The organism is Aurantiacibacter gangjinensis (genome assembly GCF_001886695.1).
GTDB classification, from domain to species: domain Bacteria; phylum Pseudomonadota; class Alphaproteobacteria; order Sphingomonadales; family Sphingomonadaceae; genus Alteraurantiacibacter; species Alteraurantiacibacter gangjinensis.
Map to the genome: position 1 here is coordinate 335,742 of NZ_CP018097.1, position 18,511 is coordinate 354,252.

General features: G+C 61.1%; 13 protein-coding genes. 7 read left to right on the plus strand and 6 right to left on the minus strand.

What is annotated here, in order from left to right; translation table 11 throughout:
- Positions 1–9: 9 nt before the first annotated feature.
- The 4 genes from BMF35_RS01650 (at position 10) to BMF35_RS13500 (ending at position 4,065) form a co-directional block, all read left to right on the plus strand.
- Positions 10–729: an ABC transporter ATP-binding protein gene (locus tag BMF35_RS01650; RefSeq protein ID WP_047006407.1), complete on the plus strand. Its 720-nt coding sequence runs from the start codon at positions 10–12 to the stop codon at positions 727–729.
- Positions 726–2,162, plus strand: coding sequence for a DUF3526 domain-containing protein (locus BMF35_RS01655; RefSeq protein WP_047006408.1), 1,437 nt, complete (start codon positions 726–728; stop codon positions 2,160–2,162). Before BMF35_RS01650 ends, BMF35_RS01655 begins: the two co-directional genes overlap by 4 nt.
- Before the next feature lie 68 nt (positions 2,163–2,230).
- Positions 2,231–3,412, plus strand: coding sequence for a DUF3526 domain-containing protein (locus BMF35_RS01660; RefSeq protein WP_206539547.1), 1,182 nt, complete (start codon positions 2,231–2,233; stop codon positions 3,410–3,412).
- Positions 3,413–3,693: 281 nt separating this feature from the next.
- Positions 3,694–4,065 carry a hypothetical protein gene (locus BMF35_RS13500; RefSeq protein WP_156172078.1) on the plus strand — a complete coding sequence of 124 codons (372 nt, stop codon included), beginning with the start codon at positions 3,694–3,696 and terminating at the stop codon, positions 4,063–4,065.
- Between the two features lie 520 nt (positions 4,066–4,585).
- Here the strand turns inward: BMF35_RS13500 and BMF35_RS01665 are convergent.
- The 6 genes from BMF35_RS01665 to BMF35_RS01690 all read right to left on the minus strand — a co-directional run bounded on the left by BMF35_RS01665 (position 4,586) and on the right by BMF35_RS01690 (position 14,756).
- Complete coding sequence (locus BMF35_RS01665) at positions 4,586–6,127, minus strand: SLC13 family permease (protein WP_071961153.1); 1,542 nt, start codon at positions 6,125–6,127, stop codon at positions 4,586–4,588.
- A 203-nt stretch (positions 6,128–6,330) separates the two neighbouring features.
- Positions 6,331–9,519: a TonB-dependent receptor gene (locus BMF35_RS01670; protein WP_047006651.1), complete on the minus strand. Its 3,189-nt coding sequence runs from the start codon at positions 9,517–9,519 to the stop codon at positions 6,331–6,333.
- 137 nt (positions 9,520–9,656) lie between these two features.
- Positions 9,657–10,895 carry a mandelate racemase/muconate lactonizing enzyme family protein gene (locus tag BMF35_RS01675; protein ID WP_047006652.1) on the minus strand — a complete coding sequence of 413 codons (1,239 nt, stop codon included), beginning with the start codon at positions 10,893–10,895 and terminating at the stop codon, positions 9,657–9,659.
- Between the two features lie 35 nt (positions 10,896–10,930).
- Complete coding sequence (locus BMF35_RS01680) at positions 10,931–12,052, minus strand: WD40 repeat domain-containing protein (protein ID WP_082115655.1); 1,122 nt, start codon at positions 12,050–12,052, stop codon at positions 10,931–10,933.
- Positions 12,053–12,149: 97 nt separating this feature from the next.
- Positions 12,150–13,547: a tetratricopeptide repeat-containing sulfotransferase family protein gene (locus BMF35_RS01685; RefSeq protein WP_156172094.1), complete on the minus strand. Its 1,398-nt coding sequence runs from the start codon at positions 13,545–13,547 to the stop codon at positions 12,150–12,152.
- A 15-nt stretch (positions 13,548–13,562) separates the two neighbouring features.
- On the minus strand, positions 13,563–14,756 hold the full coding sequence (locus BMF35_RS01690) for a mandelate racemase/muconate lactonizing enzyme family protein (protein ID WP_162199218.1): 1,194 nt from the start codon (positions 14,754–14,756) through the stop codon (positions 13,563–13,565).
- Positions 14,757–15,138: 382 nt separating this feature from the next.
- On the opposite strand from BMF35_RS01690, the gene BMF35_RS01695 reads away from it, so the two are divergent.
- The 3 genes from BMF35_RS01695 to BMF35_RS01705 are packed head-to-tail and all read left to right on the plus strand — an operon-like array spanning position 15,139 to position 18,440.
- Positions 15,139–16,041, plus strand: a complete 903-nt coding sequence (locus BMF35_RS01695; protein WP_047006654.1) for an IclR family transcriptional regulator — start codon at positions 15,139–15,141, stop codon at positions 16,039–16,041.
- A gap of 48 nt (positions 16,042–16,089) precedes the next feature.
- Entirely contained in the window at positions 16,090–17,166 is a 1,077-nt protein-coding gene (locus BMF35_RS01700) for a tartrate dehydrogenase (protein WP_047006655.1), read from the plus strand.
- Positions 17,163–18,440 (plus strand): ADP-ribosylglycohydrolase family protein, encoded by a 1,278-nt coding sequence (locus BMF35_RS01705; RefSeq protein ID WP_082115658.1) that lies wholly within the window; start codon positions 17,163–17,165, stop codon positions 18,438–18,440. The genes BMF35_RS01700 and BMF35_RS01705 overlap by 4 nt, the downstream gene beginning before the upstream one ends.
- Positions 18,441–18,511: the final 71 nt, after the last annotated feature.

An 18,511-nucleotide genomic window follows, 5' to 3' on the forward strand; every position in this document is an offset into this window, starting at 1 on the left:
AACAATCCGGTGACCGCACCACTCGAAGCCCGCTCCCTGTCGCTCGTTCGGGACGGCAACGCCGTCCTCGACAATGTGTCCTTCTCCGTTGCCCAAGGCGAGATCTTTGCCCTGCTGGGCGGTAACGGCGCAGGCAAATCGAGCACGCTGCTGACCTTCCTCGGCTTCCTGCAGCCGTCGGCAGGCGAGGTGCTGGTTCGGGGGCGGAGTGTGCATTCGGATATCCCGGCGGCGCGTTCGGCCATTGCCTATTTGCCCGAGGCAGCATCGCTCTACGGTCATATGAGCGCCTACGAGAACCTCGAGTATTTCCTCGACCTCGCAGGCCGGAGCGCTTCGCGCGGTGATCTGGATGCAGCCTTCGAGCGGGTCGCGCTGGCCGATGAAGCACGCTCGCGCCGACTGCAATCCTACTCCAAGGGCATGAGGCAAAAGGCCGCCATCGCGCTGGCGCTACTGCGCGAGACGCCGATCCTGTTGCTGGACGAGCCCACTTCCGGGCTCGACCCGGTCGCCATCGACGAGTTTCACGATTTGGTGAAGAAGCTGGCATCGAGCGGCCAGACGATCCTGATGGTGACGCATGATGTCTATGGCGCGTGCCAGGTGGCCGACCGAGTAGGGCTCCTTCGGCGGGGCAAGCTTGTCGGCAGTTTCGCCGCCGAGCCCGGCATGCGGATCGACACCGAGACGGTGCATGCAGCCTTTGCGGAGCGCGAAGCGGCATGAACTCGCCGATCCGTATTGCGCGCGAGGAATGGCGGCTCTGGCTTCGATCGAAGGTTGTCGTCGCCGCCGCGCTTATCATCGCGGTGCTGCTGGCGGCGACCAGCGTCCTCACCATCAATCGCATCGCCGACGAGCAGGCGCAGCGTCTGGAGCAACAGGTTGCGGCCGAGCAAACCTTCTTCGCTCAGCCGGACCGTCATCCTCACCGTATGGTCCATTACGGGCACTATGCCTTCCGGCCGCCGCCTCCCCTGGCAATATTCGAACCCGGCGTGGATGCAGTAACGGGGCAATCGATCTTCCTCGAAGGTCATCGGCAGAACAGCGCGATGTTCGCCGATACGAAGGCAGCCGCCGATCTGGGCGGGTTCGCCGCTCTCACCCCCGCCAGCCTGTATCAGCTCCTGCTTCCGCTCCTGTTGATCGTGCTGGGGCACGCCATGTTCCTGCGCGAACGGGAAAGTGGAACGCTCGCGGTGCTGTTGGCGCAAGGATCGTCGGGCACCAGGCTCGCGCTCGGCAAGGCGACTGCCCTCCTTTCCGTGATCGCGATCTTTATGATCCCGCTTATGGTGGTTGCTGCTTATTCGGTTGTCTTGGGCGAGAGTGCCTTGGCTGCAACATCGCTCGTCGCGGGTTATTTTCTCTATCTTTGTGTGTGGGGAGCCATCATCCTGGCCGCGTCGATCCTTATCCGACAGCGGGCAGTATCACTCGGCGCGCTGGTGTTCGTCTGGCTGTTCGCCGCGCTGATTGTTCCGCGCTTCGCCATCAACGCCAGCAGCGCGGCCATCGACGCGCCGAGCAAGATTGAGAGCGATCTTGTAATGCTTGCCGAGCAGCGCAAGCTAGGTGACGGCCACAATGCCGCAGACCCGGCCTTCGAGCAGCTGCAGGCGCAGGTGCTCGAACAATATGACGTCGAGACGATTGAGGAACTGCCGATCAACTGGCGCGGCGTGGTGGCGACCTATTCCGAGGCTGAGCTGACCGATCTGCTCAACCGTTTCGCCGAGAACCGGATGTCGCTCGAAGCAGGCCAGTCGCGACTGTTCGATCTGTTCGGGCTGGCCTCGCCGACAATCGCGATCGCCTCCTCCTCGCGCACACTGGCGGCCACAGACCTTGCCACACATCATCGTTTCCTGCGCGAAAGCGAGGATCTGCGCTTCGATTTCGTGCAGGCGCTAAACCAGGCACATGCGACCGACCTCGACTACACGCTCGACATGAACCGGAACAACGATGCGGCATCTGCTGAAGCCGCGCGCATCAACGCGGCAAGCTGGCAGGTGCTGGACGAGTTCCGCTTCCAGCCTGACGATGCAGGGGACCGACTGGCGCGCGCCGCACTGCCGCTCGGCATCCTGCTCTTGTGGCTCGTGATCGCGGGCGGCACGGTGGTCTGGGCAGCGCGAAAGGTGCGGGTCTGATGCTTAGATCTTTCACCCGCGAACTGCGCTTTCTTCGCAGGGACCGAGGCGCCTTATTCTGGCTTGCGTTGGCGTTCCTACTCTCGGTTATCGCCGTGTCGTTCGGGATTGCCGAAACGCGCGAGCAGCGCGCAACCATCGCAACGCTAATCGAGGAGGACGCGGCCGACCGCGCGAATGCCCTTTCGATTCAGGAAGACTGGGGCGGCGCGGCCTATTACGCCTTTCATCTGACCTATGAGCCGCCGTCCGATTTCGCCTTCGCCGCCATGGGCCAGCGCGACACAGCGCCATGGAAGCACCGCATCAAGATGCTGGCGCTCGAAGGGCAGATCCACGAGGCCGATACGCGCAACGCCGATTTCGGCCTGGTCGGACGGTTCGATTTCGCCTTCCTCGCGGCTGCGGTGGCCCCGCTATTGCTGATCCTGCTTCTTTACGATCTGCGCGCTTCAGAACGCACGGCGCGGCGGCATGACTTGCTTGTCGCCACGGCCGGATCGCCGCAATCCCTATGGCTGCCCCGTGCGTCACTCAGGGTCTTTTCCCTCGCCGCTCTGCTACTCCTTCCATTGTGGATTGGCGCGACGATCGAGGGCACATCGCTTGGCGTTACGCTTCAGGCCAGCGCCATCGTGATAGGCGCGCTCCTAGTCTGGTGGTTGATCGTTGAACTGGTGAGCCGGATCGATGGTTCGCTCTCCGTCTTGCTCACGTCGCTGATCGGCCTGTGGCTGGCGCTCGCCATTATCGTTCCTGCGATATCGAAAGCGGCAATCGAGGCGGCGAACCCTGTGCCGGATGGCGGCGAAATTCTGTTGCTCCAGCGTGAAACCGTCAACGATGCGTGGGACCTGCCGAAGGAGGACACGATGGACCCTTTCGTAGAACAATATCCCGAATGGCGCGAAAACTCCGTCATTGAGGAGGGCTTCGAGTGGAAATGGTATTACGCGTTCCAGCAGGTTGGAGACCAGGCGGCCGCGCCGCTGGCCAATCGCTACCGACAGGCCAGACTGGAGCGCAACCGGCAAGCGGGACTGGCATCGCTGCTTTCCCCCACATCGTTCGTGGAGCGCAGTTTCAAGAAGATCGCCCGAACTGATGCTACGGCCATGGTCGCGTATGAAGACCGGATTAGGGACTTCCACGAAAGTCTGCGGCAGTTTCATTATCCGCTGATGTTCCCTGAAGTCGAATACGACGCCGCCCGACTTGAAGACCTTCCGCAATATGATCCGTCACAGTAGCGTTGCGGTCATAATCAAACGTCTTTTCGCTCTTCTCACCGTCATCGTCTCGAGAGGCTTTGCTTATTCTGCGGTTGCACAGCGGCGTGCTGCCTTCACCATCGCTGACATTGCTATCAAGCCTGCAAACCCAAAGCGATTTTGGCTCACCGTCTGGGCGCTAGCACACAACGTCCCCCCGGCACTTCGCTTCTTCGAAAAAGAACAACCGGCAGGTTGGCGTTCATTGGGGCCTGTTAGCCTCGACCCCGACCGCAGACCGTTATGTGTGGGAAGGCGACTTGATCGCGAAGAACGCCGACCTCCGCGGAGGCGAATTCAAGCGCATCTATGCGTCGGTCGACTCATCCGCGCTCTATGACTTGTGCGGGTCACCGGAAAGGGCCGGAGATAGAATTTTGGCGATCGGCAATCCGGTTGTTGCGCCTTGCTACCACGATGCGTCAGCTGCCGTCGTAACAAGGGTTGCACCACCCAAACCACCGATTGAACCGGACCGGTCGCTTTTTCTTCAACATCTGCAGAAAGTGCCCAACTTTGATCGTTTTGCCGTCCTGAAGGTCAGTGCTCCTATTCGTAAGGAAAAGTTGGTGCCCAATAAAGGACAAAACGGGCACTTAAATCGTTGGCGAATTTTTGCCGATTTGCCGTGACCCGTCAGCTATGCGCCCTAATTTCGGTCGTTCGAGTGTGTGTGATATTCACTTAGAAGCTGCCGTTTAAATTGCCTTGGAAGGCTGCGACCTCTTTTCGTCGCCCTCATTCAAGTCAGGCCTCCTCTCTAACTCCTGCTTGAGTCTTAAAATCAGATTATTGCCCTAGCCAGCGTGGTCATCAAAGCGGCATAGGCGCTCGAGGATATATCGCATGACCCAACGAACTGTGGCGAACCGACCTTAATTATTTTGAGGGCATCGGAAGGGCACATGTGGACCTGTCCAACGTGCTCGACAATTACTCGCGCTACCGCAATCGCGTGACTCCCGGCGATGCTTACTTCCGTAGGGCCCTGCTATCACCAAGTGACTGAGGCTTCACTAGCTGGCTTTGCTAAATTTGAGCTTTCCGCTGAAACCCGGACCTTGGGCGAGATCCGCGCTTCCATGTACTAACCCTCGGAACGTAATCGAGAATCCTGATAACTCAGAGCCTGCATTCCTCGGCGCAGTGTCGCTAGAAGACCAGCGGTGCCAGCAGGTAAGACAGCGCGATGATCGCCACGCTCGCCAGCAGATTGAGGCGGAAGCCGGCCCTCGCCATCTGCTCCAGCGAAATCTTGCCGCTGGCATAGATCACCGCATTCGGCCCCGTCGCCATGGGCAGCATGAAGGCGCAGCTTGCCGCAAGCGCAACCGGCGCGGCGAGCAGCGCGACATCGATGTCGCTCGCTTCGCCCACGGCGATCAGCACCGGCATGGTCGCTGCCGCCGTAGCGACGTTGGAGGTGATTTCTGTCAGAAAGATGATGAGCAAGGTGACCAGCGCGATCAGCAGGATGACTGGCAAGGTACCGATGATGGCAAGCTCGCCGCCCAGCCATGCGCTCATTCCGGAATACCGCATCGCTCCGGCCAGCGCCATGCCGCCGCCGAACAGCAGCACCACGCCCCAGGGGATGGATTCGGCCGTCTTCCAGTCGAGCAGCCTTGCAGCCCGATCGGACCGGTCTCCTGCCGGGATAAGGAAGCACAGCACCACGCCGATAATGGCCGCCACGCTGTCGGACAGACCGGACAGTGGCTGGACGCCGCCGATCTCGAGTTCGCGCAGCGGAATGCCGAATATCCAGAGCGAGGCGATGAATGCGAACATGCCGATGACGCGCTTTTCCGCCACGCTCATCGGGCCGAGCGCCGCGACCTTCCGGTCGATCATTCCCGCGACCTTGTCCGCCGTATCCTGCGACACATCGGACTTTGCGCCCTCGAAGCGCGATAGCAGCCACCATGCCAATGGGACGAGAACGAGGACGGCCGGAACGCCCAGCGCCATCCAGGTGACGAAGCCGATCTCCTCGCCCGTGCTCCGCTCGACCGCGTCCTTCACCAGGAGGTTGGTCGGCGTGCCGATATAGGTGCCGAGCCCGCCTATCGAACATGCCCACGCAATGCCGAGCAGCAGGAGGATCGTGAAGCGACCGGCATTCTCTTCATCGTCGTCGGCAAGGGTCACCGCGATGGACAGCGCGATGGGCACAAGCATGATGGCCGTGGCGGTGTTGGAAATCCACATGGACAGCAAAGCGGCGGTCGCCATGAAGCCGGCCAGAAGCGCTTTCCGCCTGCCGCCGAAATGCGACAGCGTGCCAAGCGCGATCCGTTCGTGCAGACCCCATCGCTCGATTGCCTTGGCGATGATGAAACCGCCAAGCAGAAGCACAACGATCGGATGCAGGTAAGCGCCCGCCACATCGGCGAGCGGGGCCACCTGTCCAATGGGCAGTACAACCATGGGAAGCAGCGCAGTGACCGCAATGGGAATGGCTTCGCTCACCCACCATATCGCCATCAGAACCAGCAGCGAGAAAACAGTCCATGCCTGCAAGGGCGAGCCCGGCAAGTCGCCCGCCGCCGAGTCCGCATACATCGCTTCGAGACCTGCCGGCACACCGATCAGATGGATCAGCAGGAAGGCGACCGGCCCGGCAATCAACCCGATCACGCGCCGTTTGGAAAGCCCGTCGCCGTCCTTCTGCAACGCTGTCACAGGTGTCATTCCGCGGTGTCCTGTGCCATCCGGTTTCATTCGCCTAGCCTTTTTCCCTCGCGAGCGCGGCACTGCCGCTTGGCCGAACACGCTGCGCTCCCGCATCCTCGACGTTTCGTATCCACAGCGGCAAACAACAAAAGCTCGCCGCGCGCAAAGCGATGATTGGCGACACCCGAGGGGCGCCGCCAATCATTCGATCATACTGGTCTTCAGAAGCGGATGCGCGCTCCCAACTGGTAGGTCGCACCATACTGCTCATTGCCGTTGTAGACCGGCCCGGTCAGCCCGCCGCCGCGGAAGAAACGCTCTTCCCCGGCTCCGTTGATATTGATCGCATCGGCATAGACCTGGATGGCGTCGGTAATTTCCCAGCGGGCGTTGATGTCGAAGGAGGTACGGGCGGCCTCCAGCTCATCACCCTGAGGGAATTCCAGCCCCAGCAGGCCTGTGCGAACACCGACGAGACGCTCGCCGACATAATTCACCGTACCGCGCAGGCTGAAGCCCGATTTCTCCCAGCCCAGCGATGCGTTTCCAACTAGGTCTGCCTGATCGGGGAAGGGAATTTCGCCGAAGATCTCGTCTCGGCCGGAGCTGCTCGCCAGCGTCAGGTTGCCGGCAAAGAACAGGCCGTCCAGCGGAGCAGGCAGGAAGGTGTAGTTCTGCGTGTAGCTGAATTCGACGCCGTAAATCTCCGCCTGATCGCCATTGTAATATGTCACCGTGCGGTCGAACACCGTCGGGTCTACCCCAACAAGCGCGACATCATCACCCGTTAGTGTGACGGGCAGGATGAAATCGGAGATATCCTTGTAGAAGGCTGCGACCTGCAGGAAGGTATTCGAGTTCGGATACCAAGAAACCGAAGCATCATATTGCTGCGCGCGGAACGGATTCAGGCTCGCGTCGCGCAGCGGCAGGGCCTCTGTTCCGGCCGACGTACGCGTTTCCAGGAAGTCGACGATATCGGTGACGCCGTTGATCTGCCCGGCGTCCAGCGCATCCTCGAAATCATCCTCGTCGGTAAGGTCCTCGATTTCGATGAACTGGCTCGCCGCCGCTTCGCGGAAGTCAGGCCGTTGTAGAGCTTCCGTGTAAGACAAGCGGATCACGACATCGTCGATTGGCTCCCAACGGATGTTCAGGTTGGGCAGGAAATCGGTGTAGCTGTTCGAGCCCGAAATCCCGACCGGGGTGTTGACCACCTCCTCGAACACATCGAGGTCGCCGTCCTCGTCAACAAAGAAGCGTCCGCCAAGCGGTGACGCCAGGACCTCGGCATCGGTAAGGCCGAGATCGTCCTGCAGATACTCCAGAATCAGGTCGGAAAGATCGTCATCGAATGCGCGCTGCGTGGCGGAGAACCCTGTGGTGTTCCAGTCCGTACGCTCGATACGCAGGCCGCCGATGATTTCGAGCCGGTCGGTGATGGGTAGGCGCGCCATGACATAGCCTGCAAGCACTTCCTCGTTGGCAGTGTAATCGCGCACGATGGAATTGATTGCATCGAACGGATCGCCCTGATCGACCTCGCCGTTTGCAGCGAGATCCTTGAGGAAGTCTTCCAGTACGTCGAGTTCGGGATTGAAAGTGAATTGGATTTCGCCGTCATCGAATGGCGCCAGCGGGAAATCGGCCAGCGTAAGATCATCGTCCGAATTGACCCGGAGACGCTCGACATCGAAGTCGCGCGAGCGCTCTTGGTACTTGGCACCGAACTGGAAGAATGCCGGGCGGTCATTGAACAGGAAATCGCGGCGGATGTCGCCCCGGGCTGCAAAGATCTCGTCTTCGGAAAAGAAGTCGTATTGTGTCAGGAAGCGGAAATCGAAGTTTTCCGGGACACTGGCGTCGTCATCCGCATCTTCCGGATTGGGGAGGATCTCGAAATCCACACCGTCCGGTCCAAGATTTTCGTACCGAACGCGAATATCCCGTTCGCGGAAACGCCCTTCCACGGAAGGCGTGCGGGAGTCGTTCAGCGAATAATTCACGTCGCCTTCAAAGGTCCAGTCGCCCGCGACATGGCTGAAACCGCCATTGATGACGTAAAGCTCATCGACCTGATCGCTGAACCGGAAACGCTTTTCGGTGTCGACATCGGTGATATCGCCGCTGTTCGGACCCAGGGCGAGAATTTCCTCGTCGTCACCGTCGTTCAATTCGTAGCGCTGGCGGTTGCGAACATCGTCGTCCTCGAAGCGGGAATAGGTGCCGCGGAGATAAATCTCCGTATCCTGCTGGGGACGGTATTCCAGATTGAGGTTGGACGAGAAGCGCGTGCGCTCGGCCGGGTCGGAGCGCAGGTCGATGCGGTTGGGCGAGAAGATCGCTTGATCGGGATCGCTGACGGCGAAATCGATCGTATCGTCGTCATCGCCCGCATTATCGCCAAGCGCCGGATCGTCGATCTCTTCGATCTGCTCTTCAGTGCCGTCGAGATTGGAACGGATGCCGTCATCACCGCGGAAGTCGTCGACGATGGAGCGGCGCCGCGACCAGCTCGCCGAGGCCGCAATGCCGAATTCCTGGCTCTCGCCAATGTCGAAGATGCGGGTAAAATCGCCCGAGATGCGCGGATTGAAATCGTCGCTGCGCTCCTGGTAGCCGATCTCCCCGCGCAGGGTGGCCGATGTCGTTTCCCCGCGATCGAATGCGGATAGCGTGCGCAGGTTGATCGCACCGGCAATCGAGTCTGCATCCTGATTGGGAAGAAGGGTCTTCGACACTTCGATGCCGTTCAAGAGGTCGGAAGACACGATGTCGAGGGCGACCGAACGCGAATTTTCATCGCGCGTACCGATGCGCGCGCCATCGACGGTGACTGTCACGAAGGAGCCGGACAGGCCGCGAATGGCTACTTGCTGACCCTCGCCCTCGGATCGCCGCACGGTTACGCCGGGCAGACGCTGGAGGGATTCGGCGACGTTCTGATCGGCAAAGGCGCCGATATCGTCAGCCGTGACGACATTGGTCAGATTGTCGTTCTCGCGCTCCGCAGCGCGCGCACTGTTGAGCGAACCGCGAATACCGCTGACCACGATCGTGTTGAGAGCACCTTCGGCTAGCGAGAGATCGAACGTCTCGACGGCTTCATCGACCACGATGGTGCGCGTATCGATGACGTCGCCGAGATAGGAGATCACGATCGAATATTCACCGAGAGGCACATTCGGCAGGCGATAGCGCCCGTCAGCAGCAGTGGTGTCCTCGACATCCAGCTCGGGGATCGCGATAGTGACGCCCTGGAAGATACGCTGATCTTCACCGCGCCGCACTTCGCCGGTGATGCTGGCTGCAGCATCCTGTGCCGAAACCGCTGGCGCATAGAGAATGCCTGCCGCAACGCCCGCGAGCGAAACGGACGAACAAATGGCGCGAAGTTTCCGATCTTTCATGGTTCTCCCCTCTTCCAAATGGCGACGTTTCCCGCCGCTTTATTGACTGCCGAGCATACGATGTGCGCGGCAAGCGTGGCGAGCCAAATCCGCTCGACAGCTATGCATTTCCCACTGTGTGGAACGCGAAGGCGCGATCAGCCCTCGAACACATCCTCGCGCACCGAGCTGGAGACAGCTTCGAGCCGCGCTTCGTTGATCTCGATGCCGAGGCCGGGACGGTCGGGGATGGCCAGCGAACCGCTGTCGTAATCCAGATAGACGTCAGCGCATGCCAGAAGCGGCGCGTAATCGTCCACGTCGACATACTCCATGAAGGGCCCGATGATCGAATAGGATGCCGCCAGCTGCAGCGATGCCGCCGTCGATACGAGCGGGCGGGTGTTGTGCATGATGATGGGCTTTTGATTGACCTGCGAAAGATGGCCGATCCGGTGCATGCCGGTGATACCCATCGCCTTGATCACATCGGGATTGAGGTAATCGGGATCGGCATAGCGGATCAGCTCTTCGACTTGCCAAGGCGTGTATTCTTTTTCGCCGGCAATGATCGACAGGTCGAGCGCGTCGACCACTTCCTTCGTTTCGGAGTGGTTCTGGTCGGAGCACGGCTCTTCGAAGAAACGGAAGCCATATTCGTCCTGCAAGACGCGGCCGATCTGGATGGCGCGGCTCGCCGAGTAGCCATTGTTGATGTCGGTAAACAGCTCCGCACGCCCGGCGAGGCGGCGCGAGATTACATCCATATATTCGATCGTGCGATCTTCGACCGGGTTGAGATGGGATTCCCTGATCTGCATCCGGCACTTGACCGTATTGAAGCCGCGGTCGACGAATTTCATCGCCTTGTCCGCAGCTTCTTCGGGCGTCATGCTGGTCCAGCGACGCGTGCCGTAACTGCCATAGACAGGCATCCGGTCGCGGTAGGAGCCGCCGAGCAGGCGATAGACCGGCACATCGAGGATGCGTGCCTTGGCATCCCACAGGGCAATGTCGATCCCGGCAATGGTGTTGGCCAGCGTGCCGCCGGGGCCGAAATCATGTTCGCGATAGAAGATCTCTTCGGTGATTGGGCCGGTGTCGAACGGGTCGCGGCCCAATACGCGGCGCGCCATCTCGTCATGGATGAAGGTTTGCATCGTCGTGGGGATACCGGCATCGGTCTCCCCCCAGCCGGTGATGCCGCTATCGGTGGTGATCTTGACGAATAGGCCCCAATCGCCGGCGAAAGTCTTGATGGACCGGATGACCAGGTCGGATTCGGTCGGCGCGGCAAGGGCCGGGGAAAGAAGGCCACCGCCCAACAACATGCCCGCCGAGGCGACACCACTCGCCTTCAGAAAGCTGCGACGGTCATGGATATTGTCTGTAAGCATTGGGGCCTCTCCGCCTCTGGTTTTCTTATGCCGGATCAGTTGGAAGCGCGATTGGCTTCGGCTGCCGCACGATCCTGGATTTCGCGCACCTCGCGGTGACGTCGCTCATTAATGCGCGGATCGTCGGACATGAATGTCCAGAGCTGCACCGTGCCGTCCTGATGCGCGGTTGTGAGCATCGTGCCCTCGGTGTTGAAATGCATGTATTCCAACGCATCGGTCACCTGGGCGCGGTGGGCGTAGGGCAGCGAATCGTTGCGGACGGAGGGGTCCAGCAGATATTCGGTTGCGAAGAAATCGATGGTGAAGCCGTGTCCGGCAACCGCGAGATACCGGCCGTCGCGAGTCCATTCGAGCGTTTCGGTCTTCTGGCCTGACTTGTTGAGCAAGCGAACCAGCTCGCCGGTCGCCATGTCGTAAATATAGACGAAGCCATGCGTCCCGCCTGCCGCCAGCAAGGTGCCATCGGGATTGAACTTTGTGTTGATGTAGATGTGGTCATCATCGAAGAGCGGGCTTTCCTCGGCGATGTCCCAGGCATGGCGCTCGCTCCAGTCGGCCACGTTATAGACGCGCGCCGCCTTATCGCCCACGACAGCCATCATGGTGGAATCCGACGAGAAATCGATTTCGTTCACGGTGCCGCGATGCGGTATCTGCGTGACCAATGACCAGTCTTCGGTGGAGAATACGCGGGTTACGCCCATGCCGTCCACACGCTCCTGCCCCGTCGCGAGATAACGGCCATCGGGCGAGGCGCTCAGGCCGTCGATCCCGTTCTGGTGCTGGAAGGTGAAGACAATCTCGGCCGTGTCGGCGCGAAACACCTGTAAAAGGCCATCTTCGCTGACGCTTGCGACATGCTGCCCGTCGACTGTCCAGGCGACCCTTTCGATTTCCTGTGCCAGCGTGCGCGACCACATCTGATGGCCGTCCGATACGCGGAAGATGCGCACCGTGTAATCGAACTTTGTACCGGTGACGATATACTGCCCGTCGCGCGAGAATTCCGCGGACTCCACCGACCCAAGCTCGCCATAGATATCGGCAATGCGGGACCAGACGTGGTTCAGCCGGATGCCCCCTTCCGAAGACGCTGCGGGCGTCGCCAGCAGCATGGAACCCAGACAAGCGGCAATGAGAAGAATTCGGGACATATATCGGCCTTACCTTGGCAATCGTGACAGATCGCAAGTGGTATGCCGAAGCCATGCGGCCATCAATGCATGCGCGTCCACATCGTGAGAACTGCCATTACAATCGAGCCCCGAGAGCCTTTGCCAGCGGCGCCAACCCGCGCTCGAAACGCCGCCATTTGCCGATGGAAGCAGTGCTTATGGGCCGACGCACCTGCTCCGTGCTTGCCGTGTGGACCACGCCCTGCCGGTTCGACGCGTCGAGATAGTCCGCATTCCATTCCAGCCCGCAATGGTCGAAAATACGGCGGGCCTCGGCCTCGGGGTTTTTCACCAGCCGCTCATAGGATGCGATGAGCAGTCGGTCCGGCCGCTGAGCTGCAAGGCGGTCCATCATCGACACATAGCCCTGCCTGAAGGCCGCCAGATCTTGCAGATCGTAACTGTAGTCGAATCCCGCCGGGAAAAGCTGGGTGAATGCGCTGGAACACGCGTCCATCGCGTCGCGGCGCAGGTCGACAATGCGCGCGTCAGGGAACGCCGCCAGAATGAACGGCACGAACCAGAGATTGTTGGGGTTTTTGTCGATGACCACTGGCCGATCGCCCGAATGCCGCTGCATCAGCGCGCGATAGCGGGTCGCGGCCTTCGCCAATACCGCCGGATCGCTCGTCGCCAATTTGGTCGGATAGCCGCCCATCTCTGCGACTATTCTGCCCAGATAGGGCCGTTCGTCCGCACCGGCAGCATCGGGAGATGCAGCGAGGATATATTCCAGCAATGTCGATCCCGACCGCGGCATGCCGACGATGAAGATCGGGCGCGGCGAGGAGGCAGCGCCCCCGTCATCCGCGACCCGGCATTGTGACGGAGCTTCCGCCAGATCGTCGAACACTCGCACGTCGCTCTCCGCGTCATAGCCATGGGCAGCGTGCCAGCGTTTCGCACCTCTGCAATACGCCGCGAAGGCAGGTGCGAAATCGGCCGTGTCGTCATAAGCCTTTCCCAGCGCGTAGAGAATGCCCGCGCTCGCATCGTCCTTGGTCGCAAGATTTTCCAGCGTCGCCAGCTCTCCCTCCGCGATCACGGAGCGTTTGATCGCCGCGAGGCTCCACCAGGCTATGCCGCTCGATGTATCCAGATCGATCGCGTGGCGGTACTGGCCAACCGCCTCTTCCGTCTGCCCCAGAGCGCGCAGGGCATGGCCTCTCACCAGCGCAGCGGCGAAAGGCGCGTCGTCGGCCACATCGCGATCATCCAGGATAGCAAGCGCGCCAGTCGCATCCCGGTCGGAAAGCATCGAGCGCGCGCGGCCCAGCCGGTATTCGGGCCGCGCTCCGTCCAGCTTTTCCAACATCTGCCAGGCACGGGCAGCAGCATCGTAACGGCCTAAAGCGTCGCACGACCGGGCAAGCGCGTGCCATGCGGAGATATCAGCCGCATCGTCGCGCAAGGCACGGGCGGCCGATGCGGCCACCTGCACCATCTTGCGAAAACCGGCACTTGCCTCCGTCACGGTAAAAGAGAACGATCAAACGAGACGCGGAACCGTCGTGAAAATGGCATCGTCGAATTCACAGCCCCATCCATGGCCCGTCGGCACGCTCACCGTTCCACCACGCGCGGGCGGAACGCCTGTGCTCATCGGTAGCACATTTTCGTTGGAACGGTGTTCCTGATACTCGCCGAGATTGGGGCAGATCGCCGCGAAATGCAGGATGTAGGCCTGCGTCGGATCATTGCGCGGACTGTGCGGCGTGATGACCGTTCCGCGCGAGCGCGCAATCTCGGCCATCTGCAGTAGCCGGATGAAGCCGCCCTGATACATCGTGTCCGGCTGGATCAGATCGACGATATCGGTATCGAGCATATCGGCGAACTGGGCGAGCGAAGTGTCCTGCTCTCCGCCTGCGACAGTCATGTCGAGCGCGCGGGTCACTTCGCGGGTCGCAGCGTAGTCCTGCCATTCGCAGGGCTCTTCGAAAAAGCCGGCATTCACGCTTTCCAGCAGCCTGCCGATGCGAATGGCGTTCGCCGCGTCGTATGATCCGTTGGCATCGAAATAGAGCGTCATGTCGTCGCCCAGCCGCTCGCGCGCGCGGACGATAAGAGCCTCGCTATAGCCCGGATAGACATCGCCATTGCGGCTCATCCGCCCGCCGATCTTGAGCTTGGCGGCGCGCGCTCCGGACTCGGCGATGTCGGCTTCGAGAATATCGAGCAGCCCGTCCGGCGAAAGGTTCGGGTCACGTATCAGGTTCGACTGGTAGATCGGAATTTCGCTGCGCAGCTGGGGCATGAAGAGTGCATGGACAGGCCGCTGCGCCACGCGGCCCAGCATGTCGAGTATTGCGCATTCCACGAAGGACACGGCATTCCAGAGGGCCATGCCGGCATATTTGTAATTGCGGCCATGACGGTAGACGTCCTGGATCAGCTGCTCGATCTGGACCGCATCCTTGCCGATGAAAAACGGAATGACGAGTTCCGACAGAACGGAAGCAAGGGCACGCGTGCGATTATTACAGGCGACCACCCCTTCCGCTCCGCTGCGCGACCTCAGCCGCATGTAGTTCTGCCGCGCGCCGGCGGAATAGACTTCGATTGTCTCGATAAACTCGGGAGCCGAGAAGTGGTTCGCCACGCCCCAGATGCGGGGGTTGCGCCAGTCATATGCAAACGCTCCGCCATTCTGGGAAACGCCGGTCATTGCCGTTCCAGACATGGGCGACCGGGCGCACGCGGATAACATGCTTGCGCCAGAAAGGGCGCCCGCTCCTGCCATGAAAGATCTGCGATGCATCCCGGTTCTCCCTTTTGCCGAAAGCCGGATCGGTACGCCAAGCTCGCAAACGAAGGGAGCCGCGTTTCCACGATGTGGAACGGCTTGGGCGCTGCCGCTTGTGGCTCGGCACTTTTTGGGCTTTATTCCATCATACGGATACCGTGAGAATCCGTCACAGCTTCCGGTTGCGAGCGGTGACTGTTTTTATAAAAAAGCAGAACCGACGATCGGCAGCATGGTCTGACCCGGAAAACGGGTGGATCGACTTATATGCATGGCAAAGTACGGACATTCTCCACGCTGGCCCTGCAAGGAGGATGTCATGGCTACTCAATTGGAAAATGGTGCCGATGGGGCGCCTCTCGGGCAGTCGCTCGGGAGAACGCATGATACGCAGGTCCGTAGTGAAGACGGGACCGGCATTGCCGATATCATCCGCAATGCCGGATCGTCAGGCCAGGTGCAGTCGCTGGTGCGCGCACTCGGTACGCTGGAAGTCCTTGCCGACTATCCGGAAGGCCTGACGCTTACGAAGCTTGCCGAAGCGACCGGCCTTGCCCGGTCGACCACGCACCGCCTGCTAACCACCATGGACGCCATGCAATTCGTGATGTTCGATGCGAAGCGCAGCCTCTGGCGGGTTGGCCCGCGCGCCTTCTCCGTCGGCTCGGCATTCGATGGAGCAGGCGTCATCAAGCGTCTGAGCACGCCGGTCGCCGCCGCGCTGAGCATGGATTGCCGCGAGACGGTGAATGTCGTCGTGATGCAGGACAACAGCCAGATATATGTGGGCCAAAAGGTTACGCCCCTGCCCACCCCCTTCCGCCTGCGCGAAGGCGATCGCTTGCCTGCGCAATATGGAGCGGGCGGCAAGAGCATGCTGTCTTACTGGGAGGACGCGCAGCTGGCGGAATATCTCCAGGCATGCGATTTCACACGGCGTACCGGAAAGTCCAACACCGATGTCGGCCTCCTGCGCGAGAAGCTGAAATTGGCGCATGAGCGCGGTTATGCTTTCGATTGCGAGGAAAACCTCAATGACCTGCGCTGCGTGGGTGCGCCGATCTTCGACCATCGCGGCAAGCCGGTGGCGGCCATCTCGATTTCCGCGCCGCTGAACCGCATGCCCAAGGACCGGATGCATTCGCTGGGCCGCGCGATCAAGGCGGCGTCCGCCAAGGTTACCGAGAGCATTAACGGCATCGCCCCCCGTCACCTGAACTAGCTGCCTCGCCATCCGGCGATCAAACCTTCGCGATCAAGGAAACAGGGTGTGAAAAGCTATGACATCGCCCGGATTCCGGGTGACGGCATCGGGCAGGAAGTCACCCCGGCAGCCTGCGCAGTCCTCGAAGCGGTCGGGAAACGGCATGGCATTGTCTTCCGCTGGCGACCGTTCGACTGGAGCTGCGCGCGGCTGAAGGCCGAAGGCGCCATGATGCCGCAAGACGGTATCTCGCAGCTATCCGGCATGGATGCGATCCTGCTTGGCGCGGTGGGCTTTCCCGGTGTTGCCGATCACGAATCCCTTTGGGGGCTCCTCATCCCGCTGCGCCGCGGCCTGCAGCAATATGTCAATTTGCGCCCCGTGCGATTGATGCCGGGCATCCAGTCCCCGCTGGTCGGGCGCAGCGGTGCCGATATCGACTTCCTGATCGTCCGCGAGAATTCCGAAGGCGAGTATTCCGACATTGGCGGCAGATTTGCCGATGGCACGCCGGCAGAGGCGGCGTTCCAGACCTCCGTCTTCACCCGCGCCGCCACAGACCGGATCATGCGCTACGCCTTTGATCTCGCGGGCAAACGGAGCGCGAAACACGTCACCTCGGCTACGAAGTCCAACGGGATGAAGCATACGATGCCCTTCTGGGACGAACGCTTCGCAGCCATCTCCGCCGAATATCCCGATATCGCGACGAGCCAGTACCATATCGATATCCTCACCGCGCACTTTGTAAGCCATCCGGACTGGTTCGATGTCGTCGTCGCTTCCAATCTGTTCGGCGATATCCTTTCCGATCTCGGCCCTGCGATTGCCGGGTCTATCGGCATCGCACCGTCGGCGAACATCAATCCCGAGCGGGACTATCCATCCATGTTCGAGCCGGTCCATGGCAGCGCACCGGACATTGCCGGCAAAGGCATAGCCAACCCCGTCGCTGCCATCTGGTCGGGCGCGATGATGCTGGATCATCTCGGCGAGAAAGATGCGGCGTCGGACGTCGAGGCCGCAATGGAAAAGGCCTTGCTTCGTAGCGATTGCCTTACGCCGGACCTGGGAGGTCCGGCTGATACAAAGGGCATGACGCGCGCGGTCTTGGACAATTTATCAGGGAGCGGAGCTGCATGAGCGTGCACAACAAGCTGAGATCGCCACTTTCTCTATCGCGGCGCGCCGCCATGTTTGGCGCAGGCAGCGTGGCAGGGGTCGGCATGGTCGCTCGCACCGCACCTACTTTCGCCGCTTCCACGCCGGACACCAGCACGCAGGACCGTATCGCGGCGGCGCTCTACGGCCTTGCCATCGGCGACGGGATGGGCGCGCCCGTAGAGGGCTGGAAGTCGCGGGATATCGTGGCGCGCTTCGGCGACCATGATTTTCGGCAATTCCTACCGCCGACCGATCCTCAACTGGTGGGCACCGGCCGGGGCAAGGGTGAAGGCCGCATCACCGATGACGGGCTGCTCCTCGAGGCTCTGATCCGCGCCTACGAGGAAAAGCGCGATCATCTGTCCGCGCACGATTTTGCGGATTACTTCGTTCCGGAATATGCCGAGCGTCCGGTCTGGATACCGGAGCGACAGGACACCATGCCGTCTATCGAGCGACCCTTGTGGTTTCCCGAACGCTACTCGCACCGGCAGCTTGCGATCTACCGGATGGAGCCGCGCCGTGCCGGTTATGCCAACCGCGAAACGCAGAGCTATGGCGGCTATACGATGCCGATCGGCGTGGTGAATGCCGCCGACCCCGACCGGGCCTATCGCGAAGCTGCCGATTTCGGCTTGGCGACGCAAACCAGCTACGGGCTTGAAGCGGGTGCAGTCGCCGCTGCAAGCTTTGCCGCAGCGCTCGCTCCCGATGCGAATGTCGCATCCGTGCTCGATGCCTCTCTCGACCTGGCGCGCGACGGAACGCGCGATGCGCTGCATGCCGTCCTGCCCACCGTCAGCGCTTCCATGTCCGTTTACGAGATGGTCGCCACCGTGCGCGAGCAATACCTGCCATTCTCGGGCGTCCGCTTAGAAGACGATGAGATCGAAGAGGCCGATATGCAGGACGCCGAGCGCTCCGCATATGGCGAGCCGTCGCGCATAATCTCCATCGAAAATCCCGTCGCCGCCCTCGCCATACTCAAATGGTCGGGCGGGGATTTCCTGTCGGCCCTGCGCGCCAGCGTTTTCTACGGCGAAGATTGCGAATCGATTGCCGCACATGTGTGCGGACTGATCGGTGCGCTGCACGGCAAGCGGGCGATCCCGGATGGTTTGATGACAGCTTCGGACACCGTCAATCGCCGGGACCGACGCGAGGACGCTGCCCGCTTGCTCGCAGTTGCCCGGCATATCCGCTCTTTGGACGAGCACCGCATGACCGCGCGCGCAAGGGCTCTGACGGGCTGACGGGCGATACGCCCGCATCGTGAAAACCGCGCATCTCGCCAGTGCTCTTGATCGCCCGTGACGCTACGCAA

Excerpts from the sequence above, each read along its gene's own strand:
- BMF35_RS01705 (WP_082115658.1), top strand. The coding sequence starts at position 17,163 with ATGAGCGTGCACAACAAGCTGAGATCGCCACTTTCTCTATCGCGGCGC.
- BMF35_RS01695 (WP_047006654.1), top strand. The coding sequence starts at position 15,139 with ATGGCTACTCAATTGGAAAATGGTGCCGATGGGGCGCCTCTCGGGCAG.
- BMF35_RS01655 (WP_047006408.1), top strand. The coding sequence starts at position 726 with ATGAACTCGCCGATCCGTATTGCGCGCGAGGAATGGCGGCTCTGGCTT.
- BMF35_RS01680 (WP_082115655.1), bottom strand. The coding sequence starts at position 12,052 with ATGTCCCGAATTCTTCTCATTGCCGCTTGTCTGGGTTCCATGCTGCTG.
- BMF35_RS01665 (WP_071961153.1), bottom strand. The coding sequence starts at position 6,127 with ATGACACCTGTGACAGCGTTGCAGAAGGACGGCGACGGGCTTTCCAAA.
- BMF35_RS01690 (WP_162199218.1), bottom strand. The coding sequence starts at position 14,756 with ATGTCTGGAACGGCAATGACCGGCGTTTCCCAGAATGGCGGAGCGTTT.
- BMF35_RS01675 (WP_047006652.1), bottom strand. The coding sequence starts at position 10,895 with ATGCTTACAGACAATATCCATGACCGTCGCAGCTTTCTGAAGGCGAGT.
- BMF35_RS01670 (WP_047006651.1), bottom strand. The coding sequence starts at position 9,519 with ATGAAAGATCGGAAACTTCGCGCCATTTGTTCGTCCGTTTCGCTCGCG.